Source organism: Tenacibaculum discolor (assembly GCF_003664185.1).
Taxonomy (GTDB): Bacteria; Bacteroidota; Bacteroidia; order Flavobacteriales; family Flavobacteriaceae; genus Polaribacter; species Polaribacter discolor.
This window is the reverse complement of the sequence record NZ_RCCS01000004.1, coordinates 183,106-198,563: the sequence shown is the minus strand read 5'-3', so window position 1 is coordinate 198,563 and position 15,458 is coordinate 183,106. Positions and strand designations below refer to the sequence as shown.

Genomic DNA, 15,458 nt, shown 5'->3' with positions numbered 1-15,458 from the left:
AATAATATGATAGAGGTAGTTAAACTTACTCAAAATCATTGGAAGGAAGTAGCTGAAATTTATAAAGAAGGTATCGCTACAAAAAACGCTACTTTTAGAACAAAAGTTCCTAGTTGGGAGGAATGGAATACCTCACACCATCAACATACTCGGTTTATAGCTATTGAGGATAATAAGATATTAGGTTGGTGTGCTATAGCCCCAGTATCAACAAGATTTGAATATAGAGGAGTAGCAGAAGTAAGTGTTTATGTGAAGTTAGGAGTATTAGGAAAAGGTATAGGAAGTTTATTGATGGATGCTGTTGTAAAATCTTCAGAAAATAATGGTATTTGGACGTTATATTCAAGTTTATTTCCCGAAAATGAAGCAAGTGTTAAGCTACATCTTAAATATGGCTTTCGAAAGATAGGTTATCGAGAAAAAATAGCAGAATTAGATGGAGTGTGGAGAGATACCGTATTGTATGAAAGACGAAGTAAAAAACAATATTTACTTTGATAGTTTCCTGTTTTTAAAGTAATTTCGCGGCAACAACAACACAACACATGAGTAACGAAGTATCTAAACGCTACGCACAACGCGGAGTATCGGCATCTAAAGAAGATGTACACAACGCAATCAAGAATATTGATAAAGGATTATTTCCAAAAGCTTTTTGTAAAATAGTTCCTGATTACTTAACAAATGACGATGATTACTGTTTAATAATGCATGCTGATGGTGCAGGAACAAAATCGTCTTTAGCTTACATGTACTGGAAAGAGACAGGAGATATTTCTGTATGGAAAGGTATTGCTCAAGATGCTTTAATCATGAATATTGATGATTTATTATGTGTAGGTGCTACAGATAACATTATGTTGTCTTCTACAATCGGGCGTAATAAAAGCAATATTCCAGGAGAAGTTTTATCAGCAATTATTAACGGAACAGAAGAGTTAATTAATGAGTTAAAAGAATTCGGAGTAACCATTCACTCAACAGGAGGTGAAACTGCCGATGTAGGAGATTTAGTTCGCACAATAATCGTTGATTCTACAGTAACTGCTCGTATGAAACGTGCTGATGTAATTGATAATGCAAATATCAAAGAAGGAGACATAATTGTTGGTTTAGAGTCTTTCGGACAAGCTACTTACGAGAAAGAATACAATGGGGGTATGGGAAGTAATGGATTAACTTCTGCACGTCATGATGTGTTTCATAAATATTTAGCAGAGAAATACCCAGAAAGTTTTGATGCATCTGTACCGTCAGATTTAGTGTATTCAGGAAATACAAAACTAACAGATGAGGTAGCAGATTCACCAATTGATGCTGGTAAGTTGGTGTTGTCACCAACAAGAACGTATGCACCTATTATTAAAGAAATTTTATCAAAATATTCTTCTGAAGATGTGCATGGAATGATTCACTGTTCAGGAGGAGCACAAACAAAAATTTTACATTTTGTAGATAACTTACATATTGTGAAAGATAATATGTTTCCAATTCCACCATTATTCAAATTAATACAAGAACAATCAAAAACAGATTGGAAAGAAATGTATCAAGTTTTTAATTGTGGTCACAGAATGGAATTATATGTATCTCCAGAAGTAGTAGAAGATATCATTACTATTTCAAAATCATTCAATGTAAACGCACAAGTTGTTGGTAGAGTAGAGGCGTCTGATAAAAAGCAATTAACTATTAAAAGTGAATATGGAACTTTTGAATATTAATTCAACAAGATAAAAGTAATATAGAATCCTCAGAGAAATCTGAGGATTTTTTTATTTCATTTTATCAAAAACAAAATCAATAGAAAACTCATCGTTAGCTACGGAAGCTTTTAGTTGACCATTCTCTTTCCAGTAATGGATAGAAGTAGGGAATTCATTCAGTTTATTTTCCGCAGTAAAAGAAGTATCTGTTTGTTGTGTAAAGGCAAATAAAGTAGGATTTTCATTTACACCAGTTACTTGTAAAAACAACGAATCGTTTTTAGTAATGATGTGTAAGATCTCTTTAAATACAGTATCGTTTTTTTGTAAGGAAAAACCAATTCCAGAAAAATCATTTTCCCAAAACTCGTAAGTCCTTTTATCAGCTTCGTTATGAACACGTTCCCATTTACCAAACAACCAAGTAGGTTTTGTGATTTTCTTTTCTTGCTGACAAGAAAAAAGTAGTGTACAAGTAAAAAATAAGATTAAAATTCGCATAACAAAAGACTTAATGAACTAAAGATATGAATAAAATTCGATAAAAAATCGTAAATTCGCACCCCAAGAAAAGATACTATGCTAGATAAATTACAGATAGTTAAACAACGTTATGATGAGGTTTCAGACTTAATCATCCAACCAGATGTTATTTCTGATCAGAAACGTTATGTACAATTAAATAAAGAATATAAAGATTTAGGAAAGGTTGTAAAAAAAGCAGACGAGTACAAAACTTTATTAAACAATATAGAAGAAGCTAAGGAAATTATTGCTGACGGATCGGATGCAGAAATGGTTGAAATGGCGAAAATGGAAATGGATGAAGCAAAAACTCGTATTCCTGAATTGGAAGAAGAGATTAAGTTTTTATTAATTCCAAAAGATCCAGAAGATTCAAAAAATGCAGTAGTAGAATTACGTGCGGGTACTGGTGGAGATGAAGCGAGTATTTTTGCAGGTGATTTGTTTAGAATGTACACCAAATACTGTGAAAGTAAAGGGTGGAAAGTTTCTACAGTAGATTTTTCTGAAGGAACTAATGGTGGATTTAAAGAAATTCAGTTTGAAGTTACAGGAGAAGATGTATACGGAACGTTAAAGTTTGAAGCAGGTGTACACCGTGTACAACGTGTACCTCAAACAGAAACTCAAGGACGTGTGCATACATCGGCAGCAACTTGTATGGTATTTCCAGAAGCAGAAGAGTTTGATGTAGAAATCAACCCAAAAGATGTACGTATCGATTTCTTCTGTTCATCAGGACCAGGAGGTCAGTCGGTAAACACTACGTATTCAGCAGTACGTTTAACGCATATCCCAACAGGATTAGTGGCGCAATGTCAAGATCAAAAGTCGCAGCATAAAAACAAAGAGAAAGCGTTTAAAGTATTACGTTCTCGTTTATACGATATGGAGTTGGCGAAGAAGCAGGAAGCAGATGCTGCAAAACGTGGTTCGATGGTAACTTCAGGAGACCGTTCTGCAAAAATTAGAACGTATAATTATCCTCAAGGACGTGTAACAGACCACAGAATAGGATTGACCTTATACGATTTATCAAACATTGTAAATGGAGATATTCAAAAAATTATAGACGAGTTAATGCTCGCAGAAAATACTTCTAAGTTAAAAGAACTGGGAGAAACTATTTAATTAAAAGGCGTTACTATTTTAGTAACGCCTTTTTTAATGTCTCAAATTCTTGTAGAGCCGATAAATAAAACATACCTTTGCATAATATTAATGTTCTGTCCTTTTAGGAGAAAATCTACAAGTCTTTATACTATTTTTCTGTAACCATCAGATTCTATAGTCTTCAGTTGCTTTACAAAGCGTTTTCAATAGAATTTTTAATCTAAAATAAATATCATGTAAATCATAGTTCATGCTATGTGTAGTATTGTGCTGTAATTTATATGACTTAAAGTATGTCTAATAATAAAACCTTATAGTATGTTAAGAATAGTTGTAAAAGAAGGTGAAAATATCGATAGAGCCTTAAAGCGTTACAAGCGTAAATTTAGAAACGTAAAAGTTTTACAAGAATTAAGAGAAAGAAAGCAATACACTAAGCCTTCTGTAACAAGAAGAGCACAAATTCAAAAAGCAGCTTATAAAGAGCAGTTATTTAAAGAAGAATAGTAGTATAGCTACATAAAATACAAAAGCGCAACCAAATTGGTTGCGCTTTTTGTTTGTATAAATTTAATAGTTATTTCGTTTTCTTTTTAAAAAGTTAGTTAAACCGATAGCAATTGCAAAAGCTATTAATGATATGAGTATAGATTTGAATTGAAACATTTAATAAACGCTGATTTTTGGATATAAAACTATAGTAAATGAAAAATCTCAACTAGTTAGTTAAAAATAGTTGAGATTTTTAAAAAGTGGAGACGCCGAGTATTGAACTTTCTTTTTTTTGTTATAACTTCAAAGAATATTTAGCTTTAAATGTATTGATTTTGTGGGAATTGTTATATTTGTTTAAACTTAGAAGTTATGTTTAACTATAACATTTTAGACACCAAAAACGACACCTATTTGTTTTTAGCGCTATGAAATATTCTTTCAGATTAAAATATCCAAATCAGGATAAAGAGACTCTTATATTTTTTAGAACTTCCTTTAAAAATGAAGGTAAAACATTTGTATACTCTACAGGAGAGAAGATAGAACCTAAATATTGGGATTTTAAAAACAAAATGCCTTTGACCAGGGGAAAGACTTCCAAGTTCTCAAAAAGTATCAAAATGCAACTTGATAGACATTCTAATTTGTTTATGGAAACAGTTAGTTTGTATAAAAAAATGAAGGAAGAATTAACTTCTAAAACATTAAAAAAAGTATTTGATGAAGAGTTTAAGAAAACTTCTGGTGTAGCAAATAATTTTTTCGAAGCATATAACAATTTTACTACTGAAAAAATCAAAAAAAAGGAATGGTCAGCTTCAACGATAAAGCGTTACAAAAACATTAAAAATATCTTAGAAAACTTTCAAAAAGCAAAGAACTATAAATTGATATTCAGTAATATAAATGACAGGTTTTATAGCGAGTTTACTTCATACTGTCTTGATGATTTAGAACATATTAATAATACATTTTCTAGAAATGTAGGCTTGTTTAAAACATTTATGTATTGGGCTTTAAATAATAAATATACTTATAACAATAGCTTTGTTGGTTTTAAAAAATTAGATAAAGTAATTACACAACAGGTAGCTTTAACTTTAGAAGACTTAGAGAATCTACTTGTATATGATTTGAAGTCTGAAAGACTTGAAAAAGTTAGAGATGTATTTGTTTTTGCCTGTGTAACAGGAATGAGATTTGGAGAGCTTTCATTGATAAAAAAAAGTAATGTTACTGATAATTATATCATTTTAAAAGAAGATAAGGACAGTTCTAAAATAGCAAGAGAAATTCCTTTGAGTAATATTTCAAAGCATCTTTTGAAAAAATATAATTACAAACTTCCGTTGATAGCTAATCAAAAACAAAATAAGTATATAAAAGAAGTGTTCGAAAAAATGGGCTACACTAATCTTGTAGAGAAAGTTACAACAAAAGGGAAAGAAAATATAAAAGAAGAAATGGCTTTTTATGATAGAATAAGTACTCATACAGCTAGAAGAACTTTTATTACAATGATGAAGAGGCAAGGAAAGAGTGATAAGCTTATAGCATCAATTACCGGGCATAAAGATATGAAAACGCTGAACCAATATTATCAGGTTAGTGATTCAGAGAAAAAAGAAGCAGTTGACCAGGTGTTTAATATAGGATTTGAGAATAAAAAATAATTTAAAGCATGAAAAAAATAGCTCTATTTCTTAATACATTTTTTGATTTATTTGGTATACTAGTATACAAGATTATTGATTTACAAAAAGGAATAAAAAAACAGTTTCTTAAGAAGCAATTATATATTGTATTAATTCCTTTTATCTTAATACTAATGTTAGTTTTTGGTGAAGCCTTCAAAAAAGTTTTTTTGGTAAATAATATTTTTTTAATATTAATATGGGGTGGAATAGTGGTTTTAGCTTTGCTATTAATCTTAATATTATTAAAAATATTACTAGAAGAGATTTTTCCTAACTATTTTACAGAATCTAAGTTTAAGAAACAGCTTTCAAGACTTGAAGATAAGCATTATCTTAAGACGGAAAGAGAGAAAGAAGAGGAAGTAAATGAATTTAAAGATCTTTTCAAAGAAGGTTTGTATGAAGAGTTTGTAGATAAAATTAATAAGACAGATCTCGTTAATAGAAATGGTGAATGGAAGGGAGCTAAGTATGGGATTGCTTGTTTGTATTTTAAATTAAAAAATAACGATTACTTAATAAACAATTTCAAAAACAAAAAAAAGTTCCATAACTTAACAATAGAGTTTTTTAAACATGATAGGGACGTATATTCTTTTTTTGCTAAAAAAGAGTATATAATTAACAGTATAAATGATATTAATGAGAAACAGATGCTTCAAAGTAATGCTGAAAAATTCTACCTTAATGAGCTTGGGTTTATAGGGGATAAATAATGTTAATTTCAAGTTCAATTTCATTCAATTGAATTAATTGAATTGAAAAAAGCGTTAAAAACAACGATTTAGCTTCAAGTTTGCAATGAATCAAAAACGTTGCAATAATGGATAATCCGTTCGAAAAAATTAATTTACAACTAGAGAAAATTTGTATTTCATTAGAAGAATTAAAAGAAGTAAATAAAATTGATAATAACGATAAAATTTACTCAGTTACTGAAGCTTCTTTGATATCTAAATGTTCCAAACAGACAATAAGGAATCTTGTTAAAAAAGGTAAGATAAAAGCAACTCGTATGGGGAGAAAAATACTTATTCCTCATAGCGAGCTGTTTAATCCTATGAATGATGTTAAATCATTAAAGTACAAAAGATAGTTTGTTATGGAGCTGCGTAATAAATACTTGAATCAAGCTAACTTTTTTACTAGAAGTGTGTTTAAATTAGATAAGGAAATTCATAAGGATATTGTCTATTTAATTCAAAGTAAAATAGATTTTTTTGGAACACCAAAGGATAATATTAGTATCTCATTTAACGATTATTTAGAGGCTAAAAGTATATCAAAGAATGATACTTATTCTTTTTCTGAGTTTCACAAATTCGCAGACGAAATTAAAAAAGTTGGAGGAGCATTTTATAATAATATAAATAATTCATTTATATCATTCAATATAGTGGATAATGTACAAGTCGATTCAGAGAACTCTGAAACATTAAAAATTGAACTTGGTAAATTTGGTAAAATCTTTTTTTTCAAAGAAAATTTAGTTAATTACATTAAAGATATTACGCCTAAAGGAAAAAGATTAAAGTATATAGGTCACACTCAAATTGAAAACTCCTCATTTAGAATTAAAGGTATTCGACGAAAGAAATTTTTTGAGATAATTTCTCAATTTAAAAATACTGGATTTTGTAAGATTTCTTTTAAGGAACTTAAGATGTATTTAGGTTATATTGAATTAGTCGATAAATCAACGTTAAAACCTTTAAAAGAGCAAGATCAGCTAAAATTTATATTCATTTCTCAGGATAAATTTGAATTCAAAGATAATTGTCCAAGATATAGTCATTTTGAAAGAGATTTTTTGCGTCCTGCAATAAACTCAATTAATGGTGATATAAGTAATGATATTAATAATTTGAAAATTTCTAAGAAAACAAAGACGGGAAGAAAGATAACTCATTTAGAGTTTAGGTTTAATGCTTTAGGTAAAGACTTAACTGATGATGAGCTGAAATGTTTAGAGTTTTTTATAGAATGTAATTTGGATAAAGAGCAAGTAATCTTTTTGATTAAAAGAATTGGATATCAAGAGATGTATGGTCGCTGGATGAGGAATGTTGATAGAAAGGTTTACGATAATGACAAACTAGCTAAGTTTTATGAGCGAAAATCTCAAAAAGAGATTAAGAATATCTCGGGGTATTTATACCAAGTTTTATTTCCTGAATTAAAAAAGGGCTAGAAAACATCTATTTTAAATATAAAATTTAAGGACAAAGCCTCACATTTTAAGGATGTAACCTCACAGTTTAAGGATATAACCTCATACTTCAAGGATATAACCTCACATATTAAGGATGCAGCCTCATAGTTTAATAGAATTAATTCATGTTTTAGCAAATGATTAAGGATATCGACTCATACTTTAAGGATATACACTCACATATTCAGGATGTAACCTCATAGTTTGTTAAGGATGTACTCTCACAAAAGATAAAGGACTTACCCTCACACTTATCCTAAGTTTGACCTTTAATAGTAAGGTGTTCAGAGTGCTGAAAATACTACTGTTAAATAATTAAAAAGAAAAATAACTACAGTAGTTTATAATGTCAAATTTTAAAAAAAAATTACTAATGAAAAGAGAAAAATTTAACTGTCAAAAAGCAAAAAAGATGAATGTGTTGAGTATTGCTAGAAAATTAAATTTAAAACAGAGCAAACAGAAGGGAAGTGAAGTTTGGTTTTTTTATGGAAATGAAAAAACAGCATCTTTAAAAGTGGATATTAGTAAGAATGTATGGTATAATTTTTCTCAGGGTATAGGAGGGAATACGCTTGATTTAGTGGTTCATATTTTTAACTGTTCTGTTTCTGAAGCTCTTGGTCATTTAAATATTTTAAATGGATCTTTTTCCTTTCATCAGCAAGTTAATGATAGAGAGACTAGAAAAGAAGAGGTGAATTATATTATTAAAAGAGTACAGCCTCTTAATCATGTGGCATTATTGGATTATTTATCTTCAAGAAAGGTTGATTTAGATATAGCAAAGAAATACTGTAAAGAGATTTATTATTCTCTAAATGATAAAAATTATTTTGCTATAGCTTTTGTAAATGATTCTAAAGGGTATGCTATTAGGAATAAATTTTTCAAAGGGTGTTTACTTAAACAAGATATTTCAACTATTAAAAATGCAAGTTCTCGAGTTTGTTTATTTGAAGGCTTCATTAATTTTCTTTCTTATTTAACTATTTATAAAAACGAAACTTTAAATGATGATTTTATTGTTTTAAACTCAACTTCCTTAGTAGATAAAGCAATAGGAGAATTGAAAGAGTATAGTGATGTTTACTGCTACTTTGATAATGATGACTCAGGAAAAAAGGCTATGGAGTTAATTTCAAAGGTTCATGAAAAAGTTATGGATTGTAGTGAGTTTTATAAAGGGTTTAATGATTTAAACGAATATTTAACTTCAATAAAAAATGAAAGGCATTAAAAATTTTTTAGCTGTGTATTTCAATATAAATTCTTTTCATTTTCTGTAATCACAGAAAAAAAACTATACCTAATTCTATAGTACGATACAAAAAACAATTCAAAAAAATATAAATATGAGTTATGCAGTAATGCGTTGCATGAAGATAAAAAGCAACATGAATGGCATTGGAAAACATATTGATCGCTCATACAATGGCGAGACAATTTCACCACAAAATGCAAATCCAAAAGAAGTAAGTAAAAATGTTCATTGGGACGATAAAGGAAATGCTTATAGTCAAAAAGAATGGACAGCTTATACAAAAGATAATCCTTTACAAAAAAGAGTAAATGATAAGATAAGAGAACGATATAAGCTTGATAAGAAAATCAGAAAAGATGCTGTAAAAGCTATTGAATATATTTTTTCTTCAGATCATGAAAAGATGAATGAAATATTCAGAGATGAAAGCTTATATAAATCATGGATGGCGGATAATAAGAAGTTTGTTTCTGATATCTACGGAGAAGATAATATAGTTTCTATGCATCTACATTCAGATGAAAAAACATATCACTGTGAGGTTGTGGTAACACCAATAACTGAAGATGGTAGATTAAGTGCAAAAGAATTTATAAACGGGAAAAAAGACTTGTCAAGCCAACAAACAGCATATGCTGAAATGATGAAAAAATACGGAATGGAAAGAGGAGAGCTAGGTTCAACAGCGAAACATAGAAAACCAAATCAATATAATAAAACACAGAACTATGAAAGGAATCACTAGTATAATTATTATTCTAATAATAGTTTATAGAATAATAAAGAGCAGAAATTTAAAGCTTTCAGATATTGTAAAAGGAAAGTTTGAAAATACTGATTTTTATCTTAAAGGTCGTTCGAAAAAATATTACATAAATAACCTAAATAAAGGAGCTATAGCTATAGGAGGAGCAGGGAGTGGTAAAACATACTCATTCATAATTCCATTAATAGCTTACATGATTAAATATAGAGGGTGTTTGATCTTAGATCCGAAAGGAGAGCTTACTCCTTTGATTAATAAAGAAAGTAAAAAATGGGGGAAGTCGGTTTTAAACTTTTCATTAGATGAAAATTATGATAAACTAAATCCTCTAACTTTATGTAATGATAAAAATGATATAATTGATTTTTCTAATTATTTTCTATCAGGTATTGTGGGTATTCCGAAAGATGATAATGCAAAATACTTTTTCAATTCAGCAAAAAGTGTCCTAACAGGAGTTATTATTTTTCTTAGAAATAGAGATGAGAGATTTTCAACTATACCTCATATCGTAGCGCTTTTTTTAACCGTTAGTGCTGAAGAGTTAATTATGTTGTTGTCTTCAGATCAAGAAGCATCAAGAAGCGCAACAATCTTAAAAACTGTTAAAAAAGATCCTAAGTTATTAGGGAGTATTCTTTCCACATTTACAGCTTTTTTCAGTTCGTTGGACACTCCAAAAATCTTTAGAAACCTAGTAACTGATGAAAGTATAAAGTTACCTAATGATCTTGAATCTCCAAATATCATAAACCTTGTGTTTAATCTTCAAAAGAGAGATTTATATAGTCCGATCTATAGTAGTATTGTTGGTTTAATCATTAAAAAAATGAATAAACCAGGGCAACATGAAAGCGCCGTTATTTTAGATGAGTTCCCAGTGCTGAGTATTCCTAATTATGTTGATATTCCTGAAACTTCAAGGTCTAATAAAATAGCCAACATTTTAGCTATTCAAGATTTATCACAATTAATCACCCGATACGATGAGAATGTTGCCTCATCAATTATTTCAAACATGGGAAGTCAGTTTTTGTTTAGAACAACAAACCCTAAGACATTGGCACATTTTGAAAAACTATTAGGGGTAAGATTGGTTAAAGATATATCTAAAAACAAGTCGACAGATTTATCATTCAAAACATCTAAAACAACTAGTTATAAGGAGAGAAATATTTTGAGAAATGAAAAGATTATCAAGTTTAAGCCAGGGGAATGTTTTGGGCTTATTTCTGAAGGGAATTATTCGTTTGTGGAAAACGATAGAGTGAACGGAAATCATTATTTAAAAAAGGATAAAGAATCTTTTAAATTGAAGTCAGGAGATGATGATAGAAATATGTATGAAACCATATATCAAGATATAAAATACTTAGTAAGAGGAATCGGAGCTAAGGTAGAAGCACCACAAAAATTTAAACTATAAAAAATAAATAACATGTCAGGAGTAAGTCTAATTTTAAAATTTGCAAAATATATAGTATTGATTATTGCTTTAATAATACTGTACTATTCAGTAGAGTTTTCAATAATAGCATTGAAAAAGAATGAGTATCAAAGTACCTTGGATTATGTGTTCACATCATCATTAGTCTTTTACTTTTTAGGACTAGTAGTGCTTTATTTATACAGGAAGATAATAGTTGATGATACTGTTATACAGGCTGTTTTATGGACAATATTAATCAATGGAGTGTTAACAGTCGTTTTCTATATAATAATAGCTTATATGGTCTTCCCAATGGCTGCATTGCCTTTTGAGATACCAGTAGAATATTTAAAAGGTTTTTCTCCTTCTTATGAGCAAGTCAACTTTCAAGATGGAACGGTAACAACAATTAATCTAGATGCTCAAAAAGTAGTTTTTTCTTTTAGCATAGTAATGTTGTTTGTAGCTGGTTGTATGTCATTCATGATCTATAAATTATATAGGTATCGAGATTTATTAACTTTTAAAAACGTGTTTAGGAATGACTTAGAAGTACATTAAAGAGCAGGCAATCTATAAGATAGATTACCTACTACATTAAGAAATGATATAAGCACAACCGCGAATTGTGTCTTATATGAAACAAAATTAGTATTAAATTAAAACATTAAGAAATGATAAAAACAAACAAAGTGTTATTGGGGTTGTTGCTCATATTTTATATCCCAGTAAACGCGCAAAACAATAAAATTACTTTAGAAGAAAAAACAAGTTCACAATTTTATGTTTCGGCAAGTGGAGGATATTCTTTTTCAAGTGCTGGAGTTAGGTTCGGAACAGAGACTACAAGAACAAGAGTAGAAAATACTTATGGTAGTTATGGAGAAGGATTGAATACTCAATTACGAGGAGGTTACCTTTTTGATGAAAACTTTGGTGTTGAAATTGGTTTTGGATATTTAAATGGAGCAGATCAAAAAAATCTATTAATTGATTTACCTGATCAATCGCAATACATTAATATTGAATCAAGAGGGAGAGCTTACGGAGCTTCGGCTTCTTTAGTTTATAATTTTACAAATAATATTTATGGGCGTTTTGGAGCTTTAATTAAATTAGGAGGTAGAACAGAATCTAAAGGAAAGATAAATATTGCTTTATCGCAGACAGAAAAGCTTGATGTAAAATATACACAAGATTATAAAGGAAGACTTCCTTTAGGTTTTATAGGAGCAGTAGGGTATAAGTATGGCTTAAATAATAATCTTTTTCTTTTTGCAGAGTTGGAGTATATGGGGGTTAGTGTTACAAGAGATTCATCTAAGATGGTTAATTTTTCAGCAAATGTTAATGGTGAAACTAGATCTATCGATGAAGTAAGGAGTATACTTTTTAATCATTCAAGTTACTCAGATTTAGCACCTATTTTTAATAAAAATGTTGAGTATGTTGATGAATTGCCTTTAGGAGCTAATCCTGTTGCAGAAAAGCAGTTGTCACAGAAAGTTCCTTATTCATCTTTTGGAATTAACTTAGGAATAACCTATTATTTGGGTAAATAATCTAAAAAGAATAGTCTATCAAACCGAGTGCTTTTGAGTTATGGCTAAAGAAACCTAAAACAAAATACTTAGAGTTATTGATAGCATTAAAAAAATATAGTTACCTCGTTCAAACTTCGCAAAATCATCGTTAAGTCACATTCGTTCCTTACCTCAAATCTTTGCTTGTTTCACTTCGGTAACTATATTTTGAACTCACCGACTATATGTCCTAACTTTTAAAAAGAATAAAAATGAAGAAATATTTAATAATATCACTAGTTCTGATGATGAGTCATTGTGTGATGGCACAAAATAAGCCAAGTCTTGATAAATATAGCTTAGTTGAAAAACTTGTAGTTCAAATAAGAGAGAATAACATAGCTAAGAGAGCTATCTATAATAAATTAATCAAAGCTAGGAATGAGAAAGTGTTTGAAATTCATAGATTAAGCATTGAAACTTTAGAGCATCAAAATAGGCTTTTAAAAGCAAAATTAGAAGAAATCGAAAAGATTATAAGACATTCAAAAACTAATAGAAATAGTGCTGCCGACAATTTGTCCTAACTTTAGATAATTGAGTAAAAAAAGAACTTAGCTTTCGAAGAAAGTGCAGTGAGTACTACACTAATAATGGCTCGTCAATAAAGTTTTGATGGGCTTTTTTTATTTAAAAATAAACCCACTTCATGAGAAGTGGGAAAATTGCTATGAAAAAGAAATCTACAGATTTTTCTGTAGATAGTTCAATATATAATTTTTTTATTTGCTAAAAAAATGTTTTTTATCTAATTTAAAAATAAAGTCAATGAAAGGAAAAAATCATAATATTTTAGCAAATATAGAAGAGTGGTTTAAAAAAAAAGTAAATATAGGTTTTACAGCTAGAGGAGGGATTTCAGTTTTCTTTTTTTTAGTCTCAATTATTTATTGGGTGTTTGTTTATTCATACACTAAAAGTTATTTTAAGGTTTTTGGTTATAATTACTTCAGGGAAAACACATATGAGTCAATGCATGTATTTTTTATAAAATCTATAGAATTATATTCTAATTTTATACCAATGACATTGATTCTTTTTTTTGTTTTTATAGGGTTATCAGCAATTATTGAGTATTATTTATACGAAAAAGATAAGCCTTTTTCCATAACTAGACTTACAATATTTTTATTGTCTATTTCTGTTATTTTATCAGTAGGTTTTTTTTTAGTTGTTATTTTACCTCTTATAGACTTGTATAATGTATGCATCCTTTTATTCTCTAATATTTTTGTGATGATGATATTTTTTATTCTTCTAAGAAAAAAGCATATAGTAAGTTTGTTTTTAACAGTTTTTGTGCTATTAATTATCTTTTTTTTTAACGGTAAATTATTTGGTGAATTTATGGCATCAGATATCCAAACAACAAGGGAAAAAGTTTACCTAAAAACAAAAGACAAAGTGGAGCTTAACTTTGATGAAACTTTAAGAGGGGAGAATAAAATTAAAAAGTACTTAATTGGACAAAATGATAAATATTATTTTTTATGTACGGATAGTATTATTTCATCGGATACTTTGAAAGGTGAAATAGTATTTAAAAAAAGTTTTAAGGTTTCCTCAATAAATCAAAATTATATTTCAGAGTTAGTCTTTCAGTCTAGTATAAAAGAACAAGAAATTAAGCAAAATTAAATTAATTAGATAAGTTGAAAATAGAAAGGTTTTGTTAGCTATGGCTCAAAGTATATCAAAAACGAAGTGTAGTACTCACTACACTTTCTTCGAAAGCTGCGTTCGCTTTTTTCATTGAAAAAAGGGATTATTTTTTAGGCAAGAGCCTGCAAAAATAATTCGGAATACTTTGACTTTGTCAAAGCATAGATTTTTTTCATCTTCTGTTATAATAGAAAAACTAATTGTATAGTACGAAACAAAAATAAATAGATTATGTAGGAAAAGGTATTAGATGTAATTATATTTTATCTTGTTTTTTTTCATTCAAATACATTAATCTATTCATTATAATAGACTGCTCACTTTTATCGGTAATTGAATTTACAATCTCCTGAATAAACCCAGGAATTTTTTCAGCAAAATAGTTAGCGACTTTATCATTCATTAAATGTACAAAGCCATAAGTATTAGTTTCGATGAGTTTTTTTTCACTAAAATAGTCATAAATATCAGAGTATTTTTTAAGAACTTCAATTTTACAGTTATTGGATTGATCAATAGGTGTGTATTCAATCGTAATTACATTTCCATGAGTAATGGCATTTCTAAGTTTAAACATAATTTGAAAAGCCTTCCAAGATTCATTGTTTATCTTAGAAGATAGTTTGTGACCAAAAAGAGAATTGTAAATGTCAGGATAATTCATCCATTGGGCTTTGTCAATACGTTTTTCTAGATCATTTAAAGTCTGTATTGTATATTCTTTATATTTATCATTTGAATTTAAAATATTATTTTTCCTAAACTCAATAATTGAATCAAATATCTGTCCTAAAGAGCCCTCTAAAAAAGTGCAGCATTGAAGAATAATATTGTAATTTATCGAAGTTTTTAATTTAGAGCTTGAGGTTTGATTTCTAAGTTCTAAAGAATAATCTATTAAATTAGCTACATCAAGAAAAGGATAAAAATCATAACCTGAAAGAGTATTTATATTGAATCGTAAGGTTGTTTTTTTCACATTAATATTATAGAGTTAAAAAAA

General features: G+C 28.8%; 17 protein-coding genes. 15 read left to right on the top strand and 2 right to left on the bottom strand.

Translation table 11 applies throughout. The annotated features are described in order from the left end of the window. The first annotated feature begins 6 nt into the window (after nt 1-6). A complete protein-coding gene (locus tag C8N27_RS01370) occupies nt 7-501 on the top strand; it encodes a GNAT family N-acetyltransferase (RefSeq protein WP_121145939.1) in 495 nt (164 codons plus the stop codon). Nucleotides 502-548: 47 nt separating this feature from the next. Beyond that, complete coding sequence (locus tag C8N27_RS01365) at nt 549-1,727, top strand: AIR synthase related protein (protein ID WP_121145937.1); 1,179 nt, start codon at nt 549-551, stop codon at nt 1,725-1,727. A gap of 51 nt (nt 1,728-1,778) precedes the next feature. Here the strand turns inward: C8N27_RS01365 and C8N27_RS01360 are convergent, their stop codons facing one another. Then, nucleotides 1,779-2,210, bottom strand: a complete 432-nt coding sequence (locus C8N27_RS01360) for a DUF6265 family protein (RefSeq protein ID WP_099215257.1) — start codon at nt 2,208-2,210, stop codon at nt 1,779-1,781. A gap of 78 nt (nt 2,211-2,288) precedes the next feature. Between C8N27_RS01360 and prfA the strand changes: the two genes are divergently transcribed. The 13 genes from prfA to C8N27_RS01295 all read left to right on the top strand — a co-directional run bounded on the left by prfA (nt 2,289) and on the right by C8N27_RS01295 (nt 14,431). Then, a complete protein-coding gene (gene prfA / locus C8N27_RS01355; RefSeq protein WP_099215258.1) occupies nt 2,289-3,365 on the top strand; it encodes a peptide chain release factor 1 in 1,077 nt (358 codons plus the stop codon). A 300-nt stretch (nt 3,366-3,665) separates the two neighbouring features. Then, nucleotides 3,666-3,854 (top strand): 30S ribosomal protein S21, encoded by a 189-nt coding sequence (gene rpsU / locus C8N27_RS01350; RefSeq protein ID WP_099215259.1) that lies wholly within the window; start codon nt 3,666-3,668, stop codon nt 3,852-3,854. A 608-nt stretch (nt 3,855-4,462) separates the two neighbouring features. Continuing rightward, nucleotides 4,463-5,515: a tyrosine-type recombinase/integrase gene (locus C8N27_RS01345; protein ID WP_244174701.1), complete on the top strand. Its 1,053-nt coding sequence runs from the start codon at nt 4,463-4,465 to the stop codon at nt 5,513-5,515. 8 nt (nt 5,516-5,523) lie between these two features. Then, nucleotides 5,524-6,255 carry a hypothetical protein gene (locus C8N27_RS01340; protein WP_121145933.1) on the top strand — a complete coding sequence of 244 codons (732 nt, stop codon included), beginning with the start codon at nt 5,524-5,526 and terminating at the stop codon, nt 6,253-6,255. A 107-nt stretch (nt 6,256-6,362) separates the two neighbouring features. Next, on the top strand, nt 6,363-6,635 hold the full coding sequence (locus C8N27_RS01335) for a helix-turn-helix domain-containing protein (protein ID WP_121145931.1): 273 nt from the start codon (nt 6,363-6,365) through the stop codon (nt 6,633-6,635). Nucleotides 6,636-6,641: 6 nt separating this feature from the next. Further along, nucleotides 6,642-7,730, top strand: coding sequence for a replication initiation protein (locus C8N27_RS01330; protein WP_121145929.1), 1,089 nt, complete (start codon nt 6,642-6,644; stop codon nt 7,728-7,730). Nucleotides 7,731-8,124: 394 nt separating this feature from the next. Continuing rightward, nucleotides 8,125-8,991, top strand: a complete 867-nt coding sequence (locus C8N27_RS01325) for a DUF8464 domain-containing protein (RefSeq protein WP_167444707.1) — start codon at nt 8,125-8,127, stop codon at nt 8,989-8,991. A gap of 115 nt (nt 8,992-9,106) precedes the next feature. Continuing rightward, a complete protein-coding gene (gene mobV, locus C8N27_RS01320) occupies nt 9,107-9,760 on the top strand; it encodes a MobV family relaxase (protein WP_121145925.1) in 654 nt (217 codons plus the stop codon). After that, complete coding sequence (locus C8N27_RS01315) at nt 9,744-11,207, top strand: type IV secretory system conjugative DNA transfer family protein (protein WP_121145923.1); 1,464 nt, start codon at nt 9,744-9,746, stop codon at nt 11,205-11,207. Before mobV ends, C8N27_RS01315 begins: the two co-directional genes overlap by 17 nt. A 12-nt stretch (nt 11,208-11,219) precedes the next feature. Beyond that, nucleotides 11,220-11,771 (top strand): hypothetical protein, encoded by a 552-nt coding sequence (locus C8N27_RS01310; protein ID WP_121145921.1) that lies wholly within the window; start codon nt 11,220-11,222, stop codon nt 11,769-11,771. 113 nt (nt 11,772-11,884) lie between these two features. After that, the gene (locus tag C8N27_RS01305) at nt 11,885-12,772 is read left to right on the top strand and encodes an outer membrane beta-barrel protein (RefSeq protein ID WP_121145919.1); all 888 of its coding nucleotides are present in this window, start codon (nt 11,885-11,887) and stop codon (nt 12,770-12,772) included. Nucleotides 12,773-13,005: 233 nt separating this feature from the next. Continuing rightward, the gene (locus C8N27_RS01300) at nt 13,006-13,320 is read left to right on the top strand and encodes a hypothetical protein (RefSeq protein ID WP_121145917.1); all 315 of its coding nucleotides are present in this window, start codon (nt 13,006-13,008) and stop codon (nt 13,318-13,320) included. Between the two features lie 241 nt (nt 13,321-13,561). Further along, complete coding sequence (locus C8N27_RS01295) at nt 13,562-14,431, top strand: hypothetical protein (protein ID WP_121145915.1); 870 nt, start codon at nt 13,562-13,564, stop codon at nt 14,429-14,431. A gap of 280 nt (nt 14,432-14,711) precedes the next feature. Here the strand turns inward: C8N27_RS01295 and C8N27_RS01290 are convergent, their stop codons facing one another. Further along, on the bottom strand, nt 14,712-15,434 hold the full coding sequence (locus tag C8N27_RS01290; protein WP_121145913.1) for a HEPN domain-containing protein: 723 nt from the start codon (nt 15,432-15,434) through the stop codon (nt 14,712-14,714). Nucleotides 15,435-15,458 lie beyond the last annotated feature (24 nt).

Bases quoted from the DNA above. Each gene is read 5' to 3' on its own strand.
- C8N27_RS01370 (WP_121145939.1), top strand. From the start codon at position 7: ATGATAGAGGTAGTTAAACTTACTCAAAATCATTGGAAGGAAGTAGCT.
- C8N27_RS01365 (WP_121145937.1), top strand. From the start codon at position 549: ATGAGTAACGAAGTATCTAAACGCTACGCACAACGCGGAGTATCGGCA.
- C8N27_RS01360 (WP_099215257.1), bottom strand. From the start codon at position 2,210: ATGCGAATTTTAATCTTATTTTTTACTTGTACACTACTTTTTTCTTGT.
- prfA (WP_099215258.1), top strand. From the start codon at position 2,289: ATGCTAGATAAATTACAGATAGTTAAACAACGTTATGATGAGGTTTCA.
- rpsU (WP_099215259.1), top strand. From the start codon at position 3,666: ATGTTAAGAATAGTTGTAAAAGAAGGTGAAAATATCGATAGAGCCTTA.
- C8N27_RS01345 (WP_244174701.1), top strand. From the start codon at position 4,463: ATGCAACTTGATAGACATTCTAATTTGTTTATGGAAACAGTTAGTTTG.
- C8N27_RS01340 (WP_121145933.1), top strand. From the start codon at position 5,524: ATGAAAAAAATAGCTCTATTTCTTAATACATTTTTTGATTTATTTGGT.
- C8N27_RS01335 (WP_121145931.1), top strand. From the start codon at position 6,363: ATGGATAATCCGTTCGAAAAAATTAATTTACAACTAGAGAAAATTTGT.
- C8N27_RS01330 (WP_121145929.1), top strand. From the start codon at position 6,642: ATGGAGCTGCGTAATAAATACTTGAATCAAGCTAACTTTTTTACTAGA.
- C8N27_RS01325 (WP_167444707.1), top strand. From the start codon at position 8,125: ATGAAAAGAGAAAAATTTAACTGTCAAAAAGCAAAAAAGATGAATGTG.
- mobV (WP_121145925.1), top strand. From the start codon at position 9,107: ATGAGTTATGCAGTAATGCGTTGCATGAAGATAAAAAGCAACATGAAT.
- C8N27_RS01315 (WP_121145923.1), top strand. From the start codon at position 9,744: ATGAAAGGAATCACTAGTATAATTATTATTCTAATAATAGTTTATAGA.
- C8N27_RS01310 (WP_121145921.1), top strand. From the start codon at position 11,220: ATGTCAGGAGTAAGTCTAATTTTAAAATTTGCAAAATATATAGTATTG.
- C8N27_RS01305 (WP_121145919.1), top strand. From the start codon at position 11,885: ATGATAAAAACAAACAAAGTGTTATTGGGGTTGTTGCTCATATTTTAT.
- C8N27_RS01300 (WP_121145917.1), top strand. From the start codon at position 13,006: ATGAAGAAATATTTAATAATATCACTAGTTCTGATGATGAGTCATTGT.
- C8N27_RS01295 (WP_121145915.1), top strand. From the start codon at position 13,562: ATGAAAGGAAAAAATCATAATATTTTAGCAAATATAGAAGAGTGGTTT.